General features: G+C 65.6%; 16 protein-coding genes, 1 tRNA gene and 1 pseudogene. 4 read left to right on the top strand and 14 right to left on the bottom strand.

The features are described from left to right. The first annotated feature begins 615 nt into the window (after positions 1-615). Positions 616-689 (top strand) — tRNA-Gln (locus tag G3545_RS07605). A gap of 83 nt (positions 690-772) precedes the next feature. Here the strand turns inward: G3545_RS07605 and G3545_RS07600 are convergent. Both G3545_RS07600 and G3545_RS07595 read right to left on the bottom strand, forming a co-directional pair. Continuing rightward, positions 773-2,215: an arylsulfatase gene (locus tag G3545_RS07600; protein ID WP_246702734.1), complete on the bottom strand. Its 1,443-nt coding sequence runs from the start codon at positions 2,213-2,215 to the stop codon at positions 773-775. A 58-nt stretch (positions 2,216-2,273) separates the two neighbouring features. Then, on the bottom strand, positions 2,274-3,464 hold the full coding sequence (locus tag G3545_RS07595; protein ID WP_170011339.1) for an AraC family transcriptional regulator: 1,191 nt from the start codon (positions 3,462-3,464) through the stop codon (positions 2,274-2,276). Between the two features lie 480 nt (positions 3,465-3,944). On the opposite strand from G3545_RS07595, the gene G3545_RS07590 reads away from it, so the two are divergent. Next, positions 3,945-4,862, top strand: coding sequence for a tripartite tricarboxylate transporter substrate binding protein (locus G3545_RS07590; protein ID WP_170011337.1), 918 nt, complete (start codon positions 3,945-3,947; stop codon positions 4,860-4,862). A gap of 102 nt (positions 4,863-4,964) precedes the next feature. Continuing rightward, on the top strand, positions 4,965-6,341 hold the full coding sequence (locus G3545_RS07585) for an MmgE/PrpD family protein (RefSeq protein WP_170011335.1): 1,377 nt from the start codon (positions 4,965-4,967) through the stop codon (positions 6,339-6,341). A gap of 58 nt (positions 6,342-6,399) precedes the next feature. On the opposite strand, the gene G3545_RS07580 is transcribed toward G3545_RS07585, so the two are convergent. From G3545_RS07580 to G3545_RS07530, 12 genes and pseudogenes are all read right to left on the bottom strand, one after another. Beyond that, positions 6,400-7,239: an amidohydrolase family protein gene (locus tag G3545_RS07580; RefSeq protein WP_170011333.1), complete on the bottom strand. Its 840-nt coding sequence runs from the start codon at positions 7,237-7,239 to the stop codon at positions 6,400-6,402. Between the two features lie 45 nt (positions 7,240-7,284). After that, the gene (locus G3545_RS07575; RefSeq protein WP_170011331.1) at positions 7,285-8,115 is read right to left on the bottom strand and encodes an amino acid ABC transporter permease; all 831 of its coding nucleotides are present in this window, start codon (positions 8,113-8,115) and stop codon (positions 7,285-7,287) included. After that, positions 8,112-8,759, bottom strand: a complete 648-nt coding sequence (locus G3545_RS07570; RefSeq protein ID WP_170011329.1) for an amino acid ABC transporter permease — start codon at positions 8,757-8,759, stop codon at positions 8,112-8,114. Before G3545_RS07570 ends, G3545_RS07575 begins: the two co-directional genes overlap by 4 nt. 58 nt (positions 8,760-8,817) lie before the next feature. After that, positions 8,818-9,696, bottom strand: a complete 879-nt coding sequence (locus G3545_RS07565; RefSeq protein WP_170011327.1) for a glutamate ABC transporter substrate-binding protein — start codon at positions 9,694-9,696, stop codon at positions 8,818-8,820. Between the two features lie 38 nt (positions 9,697-9,734). Continuing rightward, positions 9,735-10,484, bottom strand: a complete 750-nt coding sequence (locus G3545_RS29640; RefSeq protein WP_246702872.1) for an amino acid ABC transporter ATP-binding protein — start codon at positions 10,482-10,484, stop codon at positions 9,735-9,737. Positions 10,485-10,598: 114 nt separating this feature from the next. Continuing rightward, positions 10,599-11,915, bottom strand: a pseudogene (locus tag G3545_RS29635) (MmgE/PrpD family protein); the annotation flags it as partial. Next, on the bottom strand, positions 11,912-14,575 hold the full coding sequence (gene acnA, locus G3545_RS07555) for an aconitate hydratase AcnA (RefSeq protein ID WP_170011323.1): 2,664 nt from the start codon (positions 14,573-14,575) through the stop codon (positions 11,912-11,914). The gene acnA and the pseudogene G3545_RS29635, both read right to left, overlap by 4 nt. A gap of 355 nt (positions 14,576-14,930) precedes the next feature. Next, the gene (locus G3545_RS07550; protein WP_170011321.1) at positions 14,931-15,857 is read right to left on the bottom strand and encodes a GntR family transcriptional regulator; all 927 of its coding nucleotides are present in this window, start codon (positions 15,855-15,857) and stop codon (positions 14,931-14,933) included. A 305-nt stretch (positions 15,858-16,162) separates the two neighbouring features. Continuing rightward, complete coding sequence (locus tag G3545_RS07545) at positions 16,163-16,636, bottom strand: nuclear transport factor 2 family protein (RefSeq protein ID WP_170011319.1); 474 nt, start codon at positions 16,634-16,636, stop codon at positions 16,163-16,165. A gap of 16 nt (positions 16,637-16,652) precedes the next feature. Further along, positions 16,653-16,892: a DUF2188 domain-containing protein gene (locus tag G3545_RS07540; RefSeq protein WP_170011317.1), complete on the bottom strand. Its 240-nt coding sequence runs from the start codon at positions 16,890-16,892 to the stop codon at positions 16,653-16,655. Between the two features lie 76 nt (positions 16,893-16,968). Continuing rightward, a complete protein-coding gene (locus G3545_RS07535; protein ID WP_206151397.1) occupies positions 16,969-18,075 on the bottom strand; it encodes an NADH:flavin oxidoreductase/NADH oxidase in 1,107 nt (368 codons plus the stop codon). Positions 18,076-18,259: 184 nt separating this feature from the next. Further along, positions 18,260-18,718, bottom strand: coding sequence for a DMT family transporter (locus G3545_RS07530; protein WP_170011313.1), 459 nt, complete (start codon positions 18,716-18,718; stop codon positions 18,260-18,262). Between the two features lie 195 nt (positions 18,719-18,913). Here G3545_RS07530 and hutC point away from each other — a divergent pair, with 195 nt between their 5' ends. Further along, on the top strand, positions 18,914-19,645 hold the full coding sequence (gene hutC / locus G3545_RS07525) for a histidine utilization repressor (RefSeq protein ID WP_170011311.1): 732 nt from the start codon (positions 18,914-18,916) through the stop codon (positions 19,643-19,645). Positions 19,646-19,692: the final 47 nt, after the last annotated feature.

Raw genomic sequence — 19,692 nt, 5'->3', positions numbered from 1 at the left:
AAGCGTCGGAGGCGTATATGGCTTCTTCCCCGAAATCCCCATCGTCGTCTTGCTTTTATCGAAAATCGACCAATGGTTGCACGGGCTAACGCGCGCACGCAAATTATATTTCCGTAACGTCAGAGCTTTCGCCGCCGTCGCTTCGCCCGGGCATGTCCCAGGGGGCAATGCCGGAGGGAACTCGACGCCGGCACGCTCCTCACTGGAGCCAGTATCCCGGCCCCCTTTGCCGCCCTCGCGAACGCTACCCTGAGGGCCGGTACCTTCTTCTTGCCCTCCAGCACAACAGACGAGGCCTTGCGAGCTGCAGGGTGGGTATTGGACGTCACGTCTGCATCGGGCCAGCTATTCAGCAGAATCTACGCAGCGCGCTCGACATCGTCGATCCTGCGCCGGGCTCCGAGCCCTTCGCATACCCACGCCAGTTCCGTCTCGATTGTCATGGGCGATTGAACGCGGCAGGACGTCGTGGTTGCCGTCACAATCCTGTCGAAAGGGGTAGACCGCGTACGGCCGAAGCGCTATATCCCGCGCGTTCGCCGCCGGCATTTGTAAAAACCGGCCGCCGAGATTGTAAGACCGGGACGAATTCCCCAGCGTTTACAGTCATTTCGGTGGGGGATAGTTTAACGGTAGAACTGCGGACTCTGACTCCGTTAGTCCTGGTTCGAATCCAGGTCCCCCAGCCAATCCGAAAAGACAAGTGAAATCCGGGGCTTAGGCCTGCGGCTGTTACAGGCGAAACGAGTGCCTGTCGCACGGCTTGTCGGTATCAGTCGTCCTCGGCGCCCATCTCATAGATGGCGGCACTTGGCGTCGCGAGCGGCGCGGAGAGCGTCGCCTTCAGCGCCGCCCCATAGAACAGCGGCGGCGCCATGGTGCGCGCGAGCTCGATCACCTTCTGCTGCAGCTCGGCCACCTTGTCGGGATGCTGCGCCGAGAGGTCGGACTTCTCCGACGGGTCGGCGTCGAGATCGAACAGTTCGACCTTCGGCGGCAGCGCGACATGCCAGTAAAGCTTCCACTTGCCCTGGCGCACCGCGCCCTGGGTCGGCTCGACATTATAGACCAGCTCTTCCCGGCCCTTGCCGCCGGCCGAGAGCGCCGGCCACACATCGATGCCGTCGAGCGGCTTCGATTTCTCGAGGCTCGCGCCGGCCAGCCCGGCAAGCGTCGGCAGCATGTCGACCACGTGCACGACGCCCTCGGCCGTCCCTCCCGGCGCAATCCGTCCGGGCCAGTTGGCAAACGCCACCACGCGCGTGCCGCCCTCATAGAGGGTGCCCTTGCCCTCGCGCAGCGGCGTGTTCTGCGGCGGCAGATCGCCCGCCACCGCGCCTTCCCCGGCGAACATCTTGTTGCGCGTTCCGCCATTGTCGCTGTGGAACACGATCAGCGTGTCGTCGCGCATGCCGCGCTGCTTGAGCGCCTCGACCACCCGGCCGATCTCCGTATCCATGGCGGTGATCATCGCCGCATAGGCGCGGCGCGATGGGTCGGAAATGTGGGCGTACATGTCGAGGTAGCGCTGCGGCGCCTGGTACGGCGTGTGCGGCGCGGTGAAGGCGAGATAGAGGAGCAGCGGCATGGCGGGATCGTGCTGCCCGATCCGCGTCGCCGCGTCCGCACCGAACAATTCGGTGTCGTAGCCCTCCTCCACGAGCAGATCGTTGTTGCGATACCAGTCGGTGACGCCATGCGCCTCGTGCTTGAAGTGGTCGATCTCGCCGACCAGCGGGCCGTAGAAATAATCGAAGCCGCGCTGGCGCGGCCAGTATTTGCGATCGGCATGGCCGAGATGCCACTTGCCGATCAGCGCGGTGCGGTAGCCGGCCTGCTTGAGCGCCTGCGGCAGCAGGAACTCGTCGGTGGCGAGGCCGTAGGTGGCGCCCGAGGGGATGACGCCGGTCTGCAGCCCGTAGCGCAGCGGATAGCGGCCGGTCATCAGCGCCGCGCGGGTCGGCGTGCACATGGGCTGGACGTAGAAATGGTCGAGCCGGGCGCCCCCTTCGGCGAGCGCGTCGAGATTGGGCGTCTTGATGTCGGAGCCATGGAAGCCGACATCGGCGAAGCCCACATCGTCGGCGACGATATAGAGGATGTGCGGGCGGGGCGCGGCTTCGGCACGCGCGCCGGAACTGAGCACGGAAAGCCCGGCTATGGCGGCCAGGAAGCCGGCGCTGCCGGCAAGGACGTCACGTCGACTGTGGCTCATGATTGCTGCCGTTCGCGTTCGCTGATGGGCCATGATGTCCGATCGGGCGCACGCGTTGCTAGTCGATCAGCAAGCTGTCCGACGCGGTCAGATATTGCGCCTTGCCGGCTGGATTAGCGAACGCCCCGGCAGTGCTCAATTGCCATTTCGCGCCAGCGCCGTCCTCGATGAGGATGCGGCGGAAGACGAGCGGCGGCACGCCTTCCCAGCGCCGGAACGCCCGCACGAAATGGGCGGGCTGGCTATAGCCGAGCGCCCGCGCGACCGAGCCAACGGGAAGCAGCGGATTGGCGAGATGAAGGCGCGCCTGCGTGTGCCGCCAGCTGTCGACCAGCGCTTCGAAGCTGGTGCCGAGCACGGCAAGGCGCCTTTGCAGGCTGCGCGGCGCCAGCCCGAGGCTGCGGGCCGCCTCGATCAGCGACAGCGTGCCCGCCAGGGCGGCGCGCTCGAATGTACGCAGCAGCGTTTCCACGAGGGCGTCGTCGCTGAGCCAGCCGGCATCCTCGGCGAGAAGGGAAACATCGGCCATCGCGGGCGCCGCTCCGAGGATCCGGTTCGGTCGATCGAGCAAGGCGGGATCGATCGATATCGCGATGCCGGCGCCGTTGCCGAACGACATGCGGGTGCCGAGCTTGTCCTCGTAGGTCCGGACGGCCAATTGCGGGCGGTGCGGCAGGCTCACATGGAGCGCCTCTCCCGCACACCCGGAGATGGCGCGGACCATCGCCACCATGAAGCCGGCTACGCCTTCGTTCAGCACCCGGGCATGATCCGGATCGCTGTCGGCAAAGTTGTGACGCCACACCGCCTGGCCGTTCGCCTCGTCGAGCGTGATGTGAACGCCGCCCTGGAAAGCGGGCATGTTGTGGGCGAGAGCGGCGAGACATTCCCGCAATGTGCGCCCGGTGGACACGGCGAATCCGATCAGGCCGAGTTGCTCCGGATCCGCCGAAGCGGCGAGTTCGAGACCGACCGCCGGCTCACCGGCGCGCCGCGCCGCTTCAAGGAGCAGGCTGGAGACCTGGGCCCGTCTCACGACTTGTGTGGGTTGGAGGTGGTCGCCGACAGCAATCCCGGCGCCCGCCAGCAGCGGCGCCAGGTCGAGACCGTGCCTGCGCGCCACGGACGGCAGCATGTGAACAAGCGACAGCCTTACCGGATGGCGGTCCCACATTGCCAGATCGCTCCCCGAAGCTCGGCCGCGGCGAACTTTAGCAATGTCTGGGCCGGCCGTCCCAGTCGAACCCATCGGTTCAATCCATCGCCTGCCCTCGCTGAGGATAGCGCCACGGCGCCACGGTCGGCATTGCGTCTACCGCTGCAGCTCACGAAGTGTTTGGCTTTATACACGTAGAAAAGCGATACGGAGTCACGTTTGCCTGTCGAAGGCGAGATGCCGAGCCGAATGCCAGTTTTCGCACCAGAGATTGATACTGCCCTTGCCGTGCGTCCGCGGGTCTCAATGTTTTCCTTTGCCGAGCCGTCAGAAGATGGTTTTATACGCTATAAAAGGCCAAGATGAGACATTGGGGGAATGGCCCTGGCCAGCGCCGGCCGCCGCGATCGATCTGACGATGACGAGGGCGATTGAGCCCGTCCGCGGCAATGCCCTGCGGCGAGCTGCTTGCAACGAAAAGCCGAACAACAACAAGACCAACCGGGAGGACAGCAGGTGCGTATATTCAGAAATCTGGCATCGATACTTATTGTTATGGTGGCGATGTTGCCGATGCATGCCCAGTCGGCGGCATTTCCGGACAAGCCCATTCGATTGATCCTGGCGTTTCCGCCGGGCGGGGGCAGCGACGCAGTCGGGCGGCTCGTCGGCGATGCGCTCGGCAAACGCCTCGGCCAGCAGGTTCTCATCGACAATCGCGGCGGCGCCAGCGGCAACATAGCATCCGATCTGGTGGCGCGAGCGAATCCCGACGGCTACACGCTGCTGCTCGGCTTCAGTACCGCGCTGACCGTGAACCCGGGTCTGTTTCCCGATCTGCCGTTCAGCATCAAGAAGGACCTTGTGCCGATCACCGAACTGGCCGACGGGCAGTATCTGCTCGTCACCAATCCCTCGGTGCCGGTGAAGTCCGTGGCGGAATTGATCGCATATGCGAAAGCAAATCCGGGAAAGCTGAACTTCGCCTCGGCTGGAATCGGCAGCCCGCTCCATCTCGCAGGTGAGCTGTTCAAGGCGAAGGCCGGCGTCGACCTCACTCACCTCGCCTACAAGGGCGGCGGCCCGGCCACCGCGGCGGTGCTTGGCGACGAGGCCCAGTTGATGTTCGGCAGCGTGCCCTCGACGCTGCCGCAGATCCAGGCCGGCAAGATGACGGCGCTTGCAACCACCGGGGTGAAGCGCCTGCCGCAGCTTCCCGACGTTCCCACGCTGCAAGAGGCCGGCCTGCCCGACGTCGTGGTGTGGACCTGGTACGGCTTGCTGGCTCCCGCCGGAACCCCGCAGGCCATCATCGACAAGCTGCATGACGAGGCGGTCGCGGCGGTCCGCGAACCGTCGGTGGTGGAAGGATTGAACCGCGTCGGATTGAGTGCGGTCGGCAGCACCCCGCACGCGTTTTCCGAGCTGATCGAAAAGGACACCGCGGTGTGGACCAAGGTCATCAAGGAAGCCGGCATCAAGCCGGAATAGACCGCCCTTCAAACTGAGCGCTCGGGCGTTCGTCGCTTGCCGCTGGCTAGGCGACCGCCCGAGCATGGGACAACGCGGCACGATCAAGGGTGATCCCACGACATGACTATCGCTGAGAAGCTGGGTGCCTATGCGGCATCGCTGAAGTATGAGGACTTGCCGCCCGAGGTCGTCCATCAGGCCAAGCGGATGATCGTCGATACCCTCGGCTGCGCGATCGGCGGCTATGCGAGCGAGCCATCGCGCATCGCCCGCGAATTCGCAGCGACCGTTACCAGCACGGAGCCGGCCACCGTGCTGTGCACCGGCCAGAAGACCAGCCCGGATCTCGCGGCGTTCGCGAACGGCGTCATGATCCGATACCTCGATTTCAACGATGGCTATATCGGCAAGGAAGCCGGACACCCCAGCGACAGCATCGGCGCCTTGATCTCGGCGGCGGAAATCGGCAATGCGACCGGCAGGGATTTCATCACCTCGACGGTCCTCGCCTACGAGATGTTCTGCCGGATGTGCGACCTGATCAACTTCAAGCCGATGGGGTTCGATCATGTGACCATCGGTGCGATGGCGAATGTGCTTGGCGCCTCTCGCCTCATGGGACTGAGCGCCGAACAGACCGCCACCGCCCTGAGCATCACGGTTGCCGCCAACGTCGCACTTTATCAGACGCGCATCGGCAACGTGTCGATGTGGAAAGGCTGCGCCTACGCAAATACCAGCCGCAACGCGCTGTTCACGGTGCAGATGGCCAAGCGAGGCATGACCGGACCGGATCCGGTGTTCGAGGGCAGGGGCGGCTACTTCGTCGCCGTGACGCGCAAGGCGTTTGAACTCCCCGCGTTCGGCGGCAACGGCCAGCCGTTCCGCATCATGGATTGTCTCATCAAGCGATATCCGCTCGGACAATATTCGCAGTCAGTGGTCCATGCCGCGCTCGAGGCCCGCGCGCGCCTGGAAAGCCTCGGCAAGAGCCTGGATACAATCGAGAAGATCCATGTCCGGACCTTGCACACGGCGGTCGAGATGATGGCCGGCGACCGGGACAAGTGGACGCCGGCCAACCGCGAAACGGCAGATCACAGCATGCCGTACACCGCGGCAGTGGCGCTCAAATACGGATCCATCAAGGTCGAGTACTTCGAAGATCCGTATCTGCACGATCCCGAGCTGCTGGCTCTCGTCGCGCGCATTGAATGCTCGGTCTCGGAAGAGGCAAATCGCCGCGAGCCGGAGGCGATGCTCTGTGACTTCGATCTGCTTCTCAAGGATGGCAGCCGCGAGGAATTCCGGGTGGAATACCATCGCGGGCACCCGAAAAATCCGATGTCGGACGCCGAGATCGAGGAGAAATTCCGTACGCTGGTGAGCGATCAGATGCCGGAAAGCCAGGCTGACGACCTGTTGGACTTCATCTGGAACATCGACCAAGTCGACGATATCAGGAAGCTCTTTCCGCTCACCTTGGTCCGCACGTAAGCTCGTCAAGCGGCAGGCGGCCACCAGCCCGATGCGCGAGGCAGCGTCCGCCTGAGCCTCAGGGCGCCCAGCGAAGCCACTGGGCGATACCCTTTCCCATGACAAGTTCGCGTTGGTCCGCCGTCAGCCCGGCCAGCTCGTCGATGAAGAAGTCAACCAACTCGGCATAGGGGCAGGTCAGCCGCGTGAGGTCGCTTCCCCAGAACACGCGTTCTGCGCCAAAGGCACGGATCACCGTGTGGACGATCTCTTGCAGCATGGGGAACGGATAGGTTTCGCTGACATGGCTCGGCAGCGCGGTTGCCTTCACGGCCACATTCGGATGGACGGCCAGCGCACAGAGCCTGTCGACCGACTGCCTGATCGTTCCATCCTGGATGCCGAGGTCCAGTCCCAGATGATCGACGATGATCCGCATCGCCGGATGGGCGCGCGCGATGTCGCCGATCAATGCCGTGGCGGCCGGGGCATAGATGCTCACGGGCAGCGCCAGCGCTTGGGCGCCGCGCCAGATCCAGTCCGCCTCGCCGTTGCGCAGTTGCTGGAGCGCATGCTCCCTGCGGAATGTCAGGCGTATCCCGGACATGCCGGGCACGCTGGCCCAATTGTGCAGCGCTTCGACATCGAGCGGCTTTTCCACTTCCAGCCGACCCATGACGGTGAACCGGTCCGGCAGCCGGCGCGCCGCCTCGAGACAGGTCTCGTTCCATTCGCCTTCCCATGAGGGAGGCACCAGGACCGCCTTGTCCACGCCCGCACCGGTCATGGCCGCGAGCAGTTCCTCAGCCGAGAACGACGCGCGATGCGCGAAGCTGCTCGCGCCCTCGACCCAGGGCCGCTCTTTCGATTCCGGCTCCCAGAGATGCACTTGCGCGTCGATTATGGTCGGCCTGGCCACGGCGCACTCCCGATTTTTCGTCATTTCAGGGGATTCTGGATTTTCCTAGCCACCCGTATGCGGCGGCCTCAAAGGCCCGCGGGCGGCGGTCCGCCGGCTCAGCTCGGTGGCGAGCAACGACAGCAACAGGCAGATCGAGATGTAGATGACGGCGACGCCGGTATAGACCGGGATGGCGTAGTCGCCGCCGAGAAACTCCACGGCCACCCGACCGTTCCGGAGCAATTCCGTGTAGCCGATGATGAAACCGAGAGCCGTTTCCTTGAGCACGGTCACCATCTGGCTCACCAGCGTCGGCAGCATCTGGCGCACCGCCTGCGGGATGAGAATGACCCTGAGCGTCTGGTTGCGGCTGAGGCCGAGCGCGCGCCCCGCCTCGCGCTGGCCGCGCGGCAGCGCGAGCAGGCCGGCACGGATGATGTCGGCGACGATGGCGCTGTTGTAGAGCGCGAGGCCGATCACCAGCGACCAGAAGGTCGGGACATTGATGCCGATTGCCGGCGCGCCGAGATAGACGAAGAAGATCAGCAGCAGCAGCGGTACGCTGCGGAACACTTCGATCCAGGCGCGTATCGGCAGCCGCACCCATGCGTGCTCCGATATCCGCCCCGCTGCCAGCACCATGCCGGCGAGCAGCGAAAGTATCGTGGCAACCGCCGCCGCCTTGAGCGCGGCCACGAGCCCCTCGAGCAGGAGCAGTTGCAGGTCCCGGTTGAGCAGGATCGACCACAGTTCCGCGGAGACCTGCCCGCGCTGCTCCAGCCGGTGGTAAACGGCATAAAATATAGCCGCCAACGCGACGACGATCGCCGCCGTCCACCATTGGACCTTGCGTTGTCCGCGCGGACCTATCGTATCGTAGAGAACATTGCTCATCGCGAGAATGCCGCCTTCCGCTCGAGGAACTCGGCCAGCAGGCTCGCCGGGATGGTGATGAGGAGATACAGCACGGCGACGGCGGCAAGGATGAGCAGCACGGCATGGCTCTCCTTGTTGGCCAGCCGGTTCATCATCGCGAACAGCTCCGCCACGCCGAACGCGCCTGCTATGGCCGAGGTCCGGACCACCGCGATGAAAGTATTGATGAGCGGAGGCACCACGGTGCGCAGCGCCTGCGGCAGGATCACGTTGCCCAGCGTCATCGTGAAATTGAACCCGAGCGCTCGGGCCGCTTCGGCCTGGCCGACCGAGACCGAGTTGATGCCCGAGCGCACGACTTCACAGAAGAACGAGCCGTAATAGATCGACAGCGCAATCCACGCGAAGACGAAATAGGAGAATTGGACGCCCAGCTCGGGCAGGATGAACGCCGCGAAGAAGAACAGCAGCGTAGAAGGCGTGTTGCGGACCACGGCGACATAGATGGCGCCGATGGCGCGGAGCAGCGGCACGGGGGAGACCCTCATCCCCGCGACGATGGTGCCGAGCACAAGCGCCACCGCCCCCGACAACACGGATAGCAGGATCGTGGTCCAGAACCCGGTCCAGAGCAGGCCGATATTGTCGAGGACAGCAGTCATGACGCCGGTGGTGCTCCACTTCGTGAGGGCGGCGCAGAGCGCGCCGCCGATGGATGGCTCAGGCGCAGGGTTCGAGCGGCGGCAGCGGGCGGAAGGTCAACCCGCCCTTGCCGACGGTGTCGGCCCAGGCCTTCTCATAGACGCCGTCGCCCGCGGCCTTGGTGAGCTGGTCGTCGATGAACTTGCAGAAGGCAGTGTCGCCGTGCGCGATGCCGATGCCCCAGGTGCCGGCGGCGAAAGGCTGGTTCAGCAACTCGAAGTCCTGCGGATCCTTTGCCACCAGACCGGCAAGGATGTGGGTGTTGGTCACGACCCCGACGACCGAGCCGTTCTTGAGCGCCGACAGGCACTTGGAGATGACGTCGAAGCCGACCATGTCGGCCTGCGGCGAGTACTTCTCGACCGCGGCCTGGCCCTCGCTGCCATTGATGACGCAGGTCTTCTGACCGGCGAGGCTGGTGACGTCCTTGAGGCCCGTGGGATTGCCCTTCCGCACCATGACGTCCTGGCCGTTGGTGACATAGGGCCCGGCGAAGCTGACGACTTTCTTGCGCTTCTCGTTGACCCCGTACGAGGCCACGACCATGTCGACCTTGTTCTGCTGCAGGAAAGGCTCACGGTTGCTGGACGAGGTCTCGATCCATTCGATGTCGCCGGGCTTCAGGCCGAGACCCTCGGTGATGACCTTCACGATCTCGATGTCGAAGCCTTCGAGGTCGCCCCTGAGATTCTTCTGGCTGAGGCCGGGCTGGTCGAACTTCACGCCGACCCTGATCTTGCCGGCCGTGGCCAGCTTCTCCATCGTGGAGCCAGCCGGGAAGCTCGGCTTCGTGTCCGCCGCTGCGCTGGATATCTCGCCGCACAGCGCGGTCCCGACAAGGGCGACACCCAGCAGCGTCATGGCGGCACTTCGTGCGGTAATGCTTCTGCTCTTCATGGCGTTCCTCCTCTTTATTTTTAGTGGTGCAGGAATTTTTAGTGGTGCAGGACTTTCGACAGGAAATTGCGCGCCCGCTCGGTCTTCGGCGCGCTGAAGAACTGTTCCGGTGCGGCCTCCTCGACGATGCGCCCCTCATCCATGAACACGACCCGGTCGGCAGCCTTGCGGGCAAAGCCCATCTCATGGGTGACGACGACCATGGTCATGCCGCTGGCGGCGAGCGCCTGCATGACATCGAGCACTTCATTGATCATTTCCGGGTCGAGCGCCGAGGTCGGCTCGTCGAACAGCATGACCTCGGGCTTCATCGCCAGCGCGCGGGCGATGGCGGCGCGTTGCTGCTGTCCGCCGGAGAGCTGGGCCGGCATTTTGCGCGCCTGATCCTCGACGCCGACCTTCGCCAGCAGCTCGAGCGCGCGCGCCTCCGCCTCCTTGCGCGATACATGGCGCACCAGTGTCGGCGCCAGCATCACATTCTCCAGGATGGTCTTGTGCGCGAACAGATTGAACGACTGGAACACCATCCCGATGTTGGAGCGCAGACGGTTCAGCTCCTTGCCCTCGAGCGGCAGCGGAACGCCGTCGATGCTGATGGTGCCGCTGGTGATGGTCTCCAGCCGGTTGATGGTCCGGCACAGCGTCGACTTGCCCGAACCCGAAGGGCCGATCACCACGACGACCTCGCCGCGATTGATTTCCAGATCGATGTCCTTCAGCGCGTGGGTCGCGCCGAAGTGCTTGTTGACGCCCTGCAGCACGACGAGCGGGGTCTCGGCCGCCCGCACCGAGCCGTGAGCTGCGGGCACGGCGACCCCGGGTGAGGCTTCGCGGTCGAGGCTGGAGCGGGCGAGGTCGACGAGCAATTCGTCGAGGTCCCGGGCCGTCTCCATCGACGACACCCGGTCGGCGATGCGCCGGGCGTCGGCGGGCGTGAAAACATCCTTGGTGGTGTTGGAGTATTTCTCGTACGTCTGGTCCCAGCTCAGCGGATTGGCCGGGGAGCCGACGGCGTGCTCGACATAGGAGGTGTGTTCCACACCATCCGCGAGCGTAACCGTGACCCGTGCCGGCCGCACGGTCGGCCAGACCTTCTCGAACTCTTCGCTGCGGATGAGGACGACCTTGCCGCGCATCGCCCGGACGTCTTCCGCGGCCACCCGCTCCGGCTCATGCTGCGCGACGCCGACAACGCCATCGAGCGCGGCAACCGACATCACGTGCTGCAGATTGATGGTGGAATCGTCGCGGCTGTCGACGATGACGCACGCCGATACGGCGAGCTCGACGGTGATCCTGGCGATCTGCTCGGGCCGCACCGCGTGGGTCTTGATGATATCGAGAAGGGCGTCGACGGCACCGCGTATCGGCCCGCCGCAGGCATGCCGCTTGATGCTGGTGCCCATGATCTCGAAATAGCTGCCGAGATCCTTGGTCAGCAGGGCCGGATCGGAGTTCTTGCCGAAGGCGCTGAGCATGCCGTCGCGGCCTTCGAATATCTGCTGCGGAGCGCGAAAACCATTGCGTGCCATGAGCGCGGAGACGATGCCGTTCCTGGCAGGAAAGCCGGACATGAACGCCTTGGACATATGCGTCCCGTCGGTCGCGCATGCCCATGTGCCCGCCGCCTGCAGGCCGGCGAGCCCGAGCACGTCGATCGTGCGCGCGCCGTCGAGGCGAAGGCTGGCCGCCGCCACGGCCGCCGAGCCGAACACGCCGCACAGAGCGAGCGGCATGAACCCCTGGTCGTGCAGGACACGGGGGTCAAGCGACGCGGCGACGCGGCACTGGACATCGTAGCCGGCGATCAGAGCCAGGAGCGCCTCGCGCGCCGTCATGGTTCCATCCGCGCATGCGAGGATCGCCGGCAGGCAGGTCGAAGCCGGATGGGTCAGGCTGGCGAAATGGGAATCGTCGACCTCGTGGGCATGGCACTGCACCGCGTTGATGAAGGCCGCGGACGCAACGTCGCTTCGCTGCTCCGTACCGAAGACGTAGCTGCTGCCTGCGCCGGCGAGTGAGAGCTGCGTCTGCCTTGCAATGCGTCCGGCCGGCTGGATCGTGCCAAGCACGATGGCTCCGATGGTGTCGAGCACCACGACGCGCGCGCGCTCCATCACCTCTGGCGGCGGATTCAAGCTGCCGACGTCAGCGACATAGTCGGCCAGATCGCGGGTGGGGCCGCTTGCCGGCAGCGAACTCTGTGTAGTGGCGCTCATGGTGACGGCTCCTCGACGTGTCCGTTCGTGGGCGTGGCGCCGGCAAGCGCCCGTTCGATCATCATCGGGATGATGCCGCCGGCCCGCAGCGTCGCGACCTCAAGCCCGGTCTCGACCGCGGCGACGGCTTCGAACCGTTCCACCGCGCCGGACATCCGGTGCACCGAGATTGGCACCGTGCACCGCGCCGTGAGCGTGTCCGCCCCGGCGCCGACTTCGACCAGATCGCCAGGCCGCAGCGCCAGCTTCTCCGGGCCAAATTGGGCGGGAAGTCGCAATGGAAGAATTCCCATGCCGATAAGGTTCGAGCGATGAATACGCTCGAAGCTGAGCGCCAGCACCGCACGCGTGCCGAGCAGTGCCGGGCATTTGGCGGCCCAGTCGCGCGACGATCCGGCGCCGTAGCGCTCGCCGGCGACGATGATGGTCGAGCGGCCGAGCTCGGCATAGCGCCCCGCGGCGACCCACAAGGGCAGTACTTCCCCGGTTGGCGCGAACACCGTATCGCCGGGCGGGATCCCGTCGCTCAGCTGGTTGCGCACCGTGCTGTTGGTGAAGGCCCCGCGCAGCATCGCCTGCCAGTTGCCGCGCCGCGCCGCATAGACGTTGAGATCGTCCGCCCGCTCGCCATGCGCGATCAGCCATTTGCCCGCCAGTCCGCGCCGGGGAATTTGCCCGGCCGGCGAGATGTGATCGGTGGAGATGTCGTCACCAAGGACGATCAGCGGATCGGCCATATAGTGCCCAAGCCGGGTCGGCAGCCGGGCGGCGGCGAACGGTGGCCTGCGGAGATAGGTGGACGCCTCGTCCCACGGGAAGCGGGGCGTGGCCGGCGCTTCCATGGCCTGCCACATCGGACTGGCCTCCGCCTTATCATAGGCGATGGCGATATCGGTGGGTTCGCGAGCGAGCGCGAGGGCGGCATCGATCTCGGCGCTCGACGGCCAGATGTCGGCGAGGCGCACGGGCCTGCCGTCCACCGATACACCGAGCGGGTCGCTCAATATGTCGAGGCTCGCATCGCCGAGCAGTGCGTAGGCCACGACCAGCGGCGGCGAAGCCAGGAACCCGGCCTCGATCTGCCGATGGACGCGACCGGGAAAATTGCGATTGCCCGACAGGATGGCGACCGGCAACACGGGCTCGCGCGTCATCGCCTCGGCCATCATCGGGGCGAGGGGGCCCGAATTGCCGATGCAGGTGGTGCAGCCATAGCCGACAATGCCGAAGCCGAGCGCCTCGAGATCCTCCAGCAAGCCGGCCCGGCGCAGATAGGTCTCCGCGGTCGGCGAGCCCGGCGCCAGCGACGTCTTCACCCAGGCGGAAGGCTTGAGGCCGAGGCGCCTGGCCTTGCGGGCGACAAGGCCCGCCGCCACGACGAGCCGGACATCGGTGGTGTTGGTGCAACTGGTTATGGCGGCGATGGCCACCGGGGTGCGCGGCATGGCGGCCGGAGCCTCGCCAGCGGGCCACATCGGCTTCAGGACGGCCGCGCTCTGCTGTGGGGAGATGCGATCCTGCGGCCGCTGCGGACCGGCGATGCTGGTCGAGACGGTATCGAGATCAATGTCGACGATGGAGGTGAATTGCGGTTCGGCGTGCGGCTCGAACCACAGCCCCTGCGCCTTCGCATAGGCCTCGACCAGGCGGATGCTCTCGGGCGTTCGGCCGATCTCGGCAAGATACTGGATGGTGCGCTCGTCGGCAGGGAAAAACCCCGAGGAGGCGCCGTATTCCGGCGCCATATTGGCCACGACGGCACGCTCGCCGACGCTGAGTGTCGATACGCCCGGCCCGAAATACTCGACGAACTCGCCGGAAACACCGTGCTTGCGCAATTGGTGGGTCACCAGCAGCACGAGGTCGGTTGCCGTCACGCCTTCGCGCAGCCTGCCCGTCAGCCGCACGCCGACGACATTCGGCACGCGCAGCTCGATCGGCATGCCGAGCATCACGCTTTCCGCCTCCAGCCCGCCGACGCCCCAGGCCAGTACGGATAGCGCGTTGACCATCGGCGTGTGGCTGTCGGTGCCGACCAGCGTGTCCGGGATCGCCCACTCGATGCCGTCGACGACCTCGACCTTGGCGACGCTCGTGAGCTGCTCGAGATTGATCGTGTGCATGATCCCGGTGCCCGGCGGATGCACGCGCACCCCGTCGAGGGCCTGGCTCGCCCACTTCATGAAGCGATAACGCTCGCCGTTGCGCTCGACCTCGCGCTGCATGTTGTGGGTGAAGGCATCGGGCACGCCGTAATGGTCGACCCCTACGGAATGATCGACCGACACATCGACCGGCAGCATCGGGCTGAGCCGCCGGGGATCGCCGCCGGCCTCCGCGACGGCGTCGCGCATCGCCGCAATGTCGACGAGTGCGGGCACGCAGGTCGTGTCATGCATCAGGACGCGGCTTGGGACGAAGGAAATCTCCGCATTGCTGGTGCGCTCAGTGAGCCAGCCGAGAATTGCCGCTGCTTCGTCGGCGAGCGGCAGCCCCTGCTGCTCCGCCCGGCGAACCACGTTCTCCAGAAGAATGCGCAGGACATGCGGCAATCGGGGCAACCGCGGACCCGCGACCGAGGCCAGCTGCGCCAGCCTCAGTCGACGCCCCTCAAACGCGAGAAAGGCCGGGCCGGTGTCGGCGGGATCAGACCAGGGCATGGCGACCGCCCGAATACAGTGCGCCGATATCTCCGCGCACCAGTGCCGGTTGCGACGGCACGGGCGCCAAAGCCGCACGGCAGGCGGGGTCGGCAGACGACGGAGAATGCAAGGCGTGCTCCCGGTGACCTTCTAGCGAGGTCCGCCCGATCAATTGAGCATATTTTCACGGAGAAATGCAATTCTAATTCGACGATCCGATGCGCGGCGTCGTCGGGACAGCGGATCCGGCGTGGTGAGCAGCGGGCAAGTTGAAGCGCATTTCGGCATGTGTGCAGGTGCGCCCCGGCGTCACGCCGGGCCGAGCATCGGGCGATCCCAAGGGCTGCAATGGCCGCGTAATCGCTGCGGATGGTCAATCAGGAACGGCGCCGGGGCCATTCGGCGTATCGTCAGCAACAATGTCCGAACTCGCGAGCTTGCCCGCCAGCGCTCCGATAAGGTGCGTCCGCATGAAGTAACTCGCTTCAAGGTTCGCGCCGCGCGCCAGCAGTTCGATAATAGCCAGGTGCTCTTCGCATTGCTTGTAAATGCGCGACCGGTCGATCATCGAGCGATATTCCAGCAGCCGGCGAGTCCGATTCAGGCGCACCAATGCCTGATGCATGAACAAGTTGCCTGACATGCGGATCAGTTCTTCATGGAACTGCGAGTTGATCGTCGCCAGACGATCCGCGGGCAGATTGACGATCTCGCTGCGTAACAGCGATTCCTGAATGCCCTTAAGCTCCTTCAAGGTGTGCCGGTCGAGCTGGAACGTATCTTCCATAAAAGCCGCGGGCTCTATGATCGATCGAAATCTATAGATCTGGGTTAAGGCCTCCGGGGTCTTGGCGACTGGCAGGAAACGCCACCCATAACCCTGCTTGCGTTCCATCCATCCTTCGTCAATCGCGCGATTCAGCAGCGCCGCGAGCTCGGATTGCGTCAGACCGTAGCGTTTGCGCAAGTATTGCTCGGTTACTTCGGCCGGGATGCTATCCTTGAGCCAGTCCTCGGCGACGCTGTGGTACGCATCGAGCTTCTCGGCGGCCTTATTGCGTTCCACCACCTTCGGCATCTCGGGGATCGGCTGGCGCACGAAGAAGCCGCGGTTCTGCTGCAGCAGCAATATGCCTTGCTTCTCCAGGCGCAGCAGGGCCTCCCGAACCGGCGAGCGCGACACGCCGAAAAGATCGGCGAGTTTCGGGGTGCTCAGGTGTTCGTTCGCATCGATCTTGCCCATGAGGATCATATCGATGATCTCGCGGGCGAGCCGGTCAGCGAGGCGACTGCCAGTCATGACTTGGCTTGCTCCTTGGCCCGGTTCGACGTCACACACCGAACCGACGAACCACTGCTTGTACCTGATCGATCTACACCACATTAGCTCGGCGAGGTCGACCCTGCGCAAATTTGGTCTTTATAACCATGAAAGCCATGTAAGCTGATCGGGAGCGGGCTTGAGGCCAAGTGCGAAGGCCAAGTCTTCGGCCTGAACGCAGTGCCTACCCTGAAGCCTGACTCAAAATAGACGACCTCATCCTGAGGTGCCGCCCAGGCGGCCTCGAAGGATGCTGAAACAGGGCGCATCAGTCCTGATGCACGCTACTGATCGTCGTCCCGGTTCGTGAACGCAATGAAGCGCACGATCTGCCATTGGCCATCGGGCTGGCGGTGGAAGACGTCCATGCCTTCCTCCGTGCTGGTCGCGGTCTTGCCGTCACGGTTGACGTTCAGCGTCCAGGTGAGGCGGACCACGGCCTGGTCGCCGGAGATCCGCACCTCGTGGATGTCGGCGGCGTAGCTGAGCCTGCGGTCGGTCTTGCCGATCGCGGCGCGGAGCCGGTCGCAGATCGCGTTCTTGTCGCCGCTCAGCGTGCCGGGAACGGTGGACTGCACATCGTCGCTGAACAGGGTGCAGGCGCCATCGACATCGCCGGAATTGAACGCCGCGGCCCAACCATGGAGGCGCGCGCGTATGGCGGCTTCGTCGGCGGCGGGATCGGCGAGGGCGCCATCCGCGAAGACGGCGCCCGAGAGCAGCAGGCCGGCCAGGAGAGCGGCGATCGTCGGTCTCATGGGCCTCGGCTCTCCCTCAGTCCTTCACCTCGGTTTCCGGACGATCGTTGCCGCGCGCGGTTTCCTCGTGCCAGGTGCCGGAGCGGTCCTCATATTCGATCGGCGTGGTGTCGCCGGATATGGTCTGCTCGCGCGCCGCGCGGTCGGCGGCGGCGTGGGCGGCCTCGTGTGACGGGAAGGTTTCCGAGAAGACGTCGCCGACCTTGTAGGCCCAGCCGCCATCATGCTCGACAATCACATATACGACCTTGGTCATTGCATTCTCCGCATCGTGGGTTTGTCGAGCTTAACGGCTTCGTGGCGTTCGCGTTCGTCAAATAGCACGCCCAGTGTCACGTGGCCTCGAACAGGCCCCTGGCCCGACGCGGCTCGGAGCGCAGATACTGGCTCGGCGCACGCACCTTGCCGCCCAGCTCGGCGGCGGCATGCCAGGGCCAGCGCGGATCGTAGAGGATCGCCCGCGCCAGCGCGATGAGATCGGCATCGCCGGTGGCGACGATCGCCTCGGCGTGCTCGTAGCTGCTGATCATCCCCACCGCGATCACCGGCACGCGCACCACGGTCTTGACGGCGCGGGCCAGCGGCACCTGATAGCCCGGCGCTACCGGGATCTGCTGGGCCGGGGAGAGGCCGCCGCTGGAGACATGGATGGCATCGCAGCCGAGCGCCTGCAGCCGCTCGGCAAAGGCAATGGTCTGCTCGATGTCCCAGCCGCCTTCCACCCAGTCCATGCCCGACACCCGTATCGTCACCGGCTTGCCGGACGGGAATGCGCCGCGCACCGCCTCGAACACTTCAAGCGGGAAGCGCATCCGGTTCTCCAGCGAGCCGCCATATTCATCCTCGCGCTGGTTGGAGAGCGGGGAGAGGAATTCGTGCAGCAGATAGCCATGGGCGCCATGGATCTGCACCGCGTCCAACCCGAGCCGCGCGGCGCGGGTGGCTGCCGCGGCGAAGGCGTCGCGCACCCGCGCCAGCCCGTCGCGATCGAGCGCCAGCGGCGCCACCTGGCCGTCGCTGAACGGCACGGCGGAAGGCGCCACGGTCTGCCAGCCATTGGCGGTGCCCGGCGGGATCTGCGCGCCGCCCTTCCACGGCACCTCGCTGGATGCCTTGCGGCCGGCATGGGCAAGCTGGATCGCGATCGGCATGTCCGACCAGCGCCGCACGCCCTCCAGGGTCCGGGCAAGGGCGGCCTCGGTTTCGTCATTGTACAGCCCGACATCGCCATAGGTGATGCGGCCTTCCGGCAGCACGGCGGTCGCCTCGATGGTCAGCAGCGCCGCGCCGGACAGCGCGAGATGGCCGAGATGGATGAGGTGCCAGTCGGTCATGCAGCCGTCTTCGGCGGAGTACTGGCACATCGGCGCGATCACGATCCGGTTGGCGAGATCGAGATTCTGGACGCGGAACGGCGTGAACAGAGCGGACTGGGCCACGATAAACTCTCCTGGGGGCGGGACGGGCGGCGCCCTCGATATTTGCCTCATTGAGCGCCGGCACAACCCACCGAAAGTAGGGCCGGCGCGCAGAATGGCACGCAGGCAACACTGGACGTAGCGTCAGACAGGGCAGGCGCCAGGGCGTGCTCGCCGCGTCAGCTCCTCTATCCAGCCGTCACACTCAATGACGGGCGATCAGCACCACGCCGATCACCAGGAATGCCGCGCCGAGCAGGCGGGTCGGGCTTGCGGCGTGCTGGGCCACCCCGAGCAGGCCGAAATGGTCGAAGGCGAGCGAGCCGATCATCTGGCCAACCACGACCAGGGCAAGCACGGTCGCGCCCCCCAGCCGAGGCACCATCAATATGGCCGTGCCGATGAACACCGCGCCGAAGATGCCGCCGGTCCAGGAGATCCAGGAGGTGCGCGCGATCATGCTCGGCGACAGCAACGACCCGCCGGAGATGATGATCGCCGCCAGCATCGCCAGCGTGCCGACGAAATAGCTGACGAACCCGGCCCACCAAGGCGAGCCCAGCTCAATGCGGAGGTTGGAGTTGAGGATCTGCTGGAAGGCGATGCTGACGCCGGCGCCTACGGCAACGAGATACAGCACGAAACTGACGGACGATCCTGGCACGCACGCTCCTCGTCATGGCTTGGCGCGCCATCGCGATCCGCGGCGATCATAAGAGCGATTCCCGCGGAGTCATCAGGCCGCCGGTCATGCTCGGCAGGCAAGGGGCCACGGCTAACCAAATTGTGTCTATACATATTCCGTGACACACTTCGGCAGACCAACAATTCGGAGAGCGGATCCAGCGTGGCAACGTCCGTGAAACTGCAGACCTCGGTCCAGCCCGGCGTGTCGCTGCATTACCGCATCCGTTCCGACCTCGAGGCCAAGATCCTTTCCGGCCATTGGCATCCCGGCCATCGCATCCCCTATGAGCACGAGCTGATGGCGCAGTATGGCTGCGCGCGGATGACGGTGAACCGGGCGATCGCCTCGCTCGCCAGCGCCGGCCTGATCGAGCGCCGGCGGCGGGCGGGCTCGTTCGTGGCGCAGCCGCGCATGCAGTCGGCGGTGCTGGAGATTCCCGACATCGCGGTCGAGGTGGCGCGCCGCGGCGCCGACTATCGCTATGAATTGCTGAGCTCCAGCCGACGGCTGGTCACGTCGGCCGACCGGCCGCAAGCCGGCTTCCGGGAGGGCGACGAGGTGCTGGAGCTGCGCTGCCGCCATCTCGCCGACGGCACGCCGCTGGCGGTGGAGGACCGGCTCATCGGCCTCGCCACGGTGCCGGAGGCGGCGGAGGTGGATTTCGCCAGCGTGCCGCCGGGTTCCTGGCTGCTCGGCCATGTGCCGTGGACGGCGGCCGAGCATCGCATCAGCGCGGTGAATGCCGGCGCCCGCGACGCCAAGGCGCTGGGTGCGGGGAAGGGCGCGGCGTGCCTGTGCCTGGAGCGGCGGACCTCGCGCACCGATCGCACCATCACCTTCGTGCGGCAATTGTTCCGCGGCGAGCGCTACGACCTCGTGGCCCGGTTCGCCCCGAAAGGGTGAACGCGGAGGTCACCACATTCCCACCGTCATGGCCGGCCTTGTGCCGG

The sequence above is a fragment of the Starkeya sp. ORNL1 genome (assembly GCF_012971745.1).
Classification (GTDB): domain Bacteria; phylum Pseudomonadota; class Alphaproteobacteria; order Rhizobiales; family Xanthobacteraceae; genus Ancylobacter.
This window is presented reverse-complemented; position numbering and strand designations above follow the sequence as displayed.

Bases quoted from the DNA above. Each gene is read 5' to 3' on its own strand.
- G3545_RS07600 (WP_246702734.1), bottom strand. From the start codon at position 2,215: ATGAGCCACAGTCGACGTGACGTCCTTGCCGGCAGCGCCGGCTTCCTG.
- G3545_RS07595 (WP_170011339.1), bottom strand. From the start codon at position 3,464: ATGGGTTCGACTGGGACGGCCGGCCCAGACATTGCTAAAGTTCGCCGC.
- G3545_RS07590 (WP_170011337.1), top strand. From the start codon at position 3,945: ATGCATGCCCAGTCGGCGGCATTTCCGGACAAGCCCATTCGATTGATC.
- G3545_RS07585 (WP_170011335.1), top strand. From the start codon at position 4,965: ATGACTATCGCTGAGAAGCTGGGTGCCTATGCGGCATCGCTGAAGTAT.
- G3545_RS07575 (WP_170011331.1), bottom strand. From the start codon at position 8,115: ATGAGCAATGTTCTCTACGATACGATAGGTCCGCGCGGACAACGCAAG.
- G3545_RS07570 (WP_170011329.1), bottom strand. From the start codon at position 8,759: ATGACTGCTGTCCTCGACAATATCGGCCTGCTCTGGACCGGGTTCTGG.
- G3545_RS07565 (WP_170011327.1), bottom strand. From the start codon at position 9,696: ATGAAGAGCAGAAGCATTACCGCACGAAGTGCCGCCATGACGCTGCTG.
- acnA (WP_170011323.1), bottom strand. From the start codon at position 14,575: ATGCCCTGGTCTGATCCCGCCGACACCGGCCCGGCCTTTCTCGCGTTT.
- G3545_RS07550 (WP_170011321.1), bottom strand. From the start codon at position 15,857: ATGACTGGCAGTCGCCTCGCTGACCGGCTCGCCCGCGAGATCATCGAT.
- G3545_RS07545 (WP_170011319.1), bottom strand. From the start codon at position 16,636: ATGAGACCGACGATCGCCGCTCTCCTGGCCGGCCTGCTGCTCTCGGGC.
- G3545_RS07540 (WP_170011317.1), bottom strand. From the start codon at position 16,892: ATGACCAAGGTCGTATATGTGATTGTCGAGCATGATGGCGGCTGGGCC.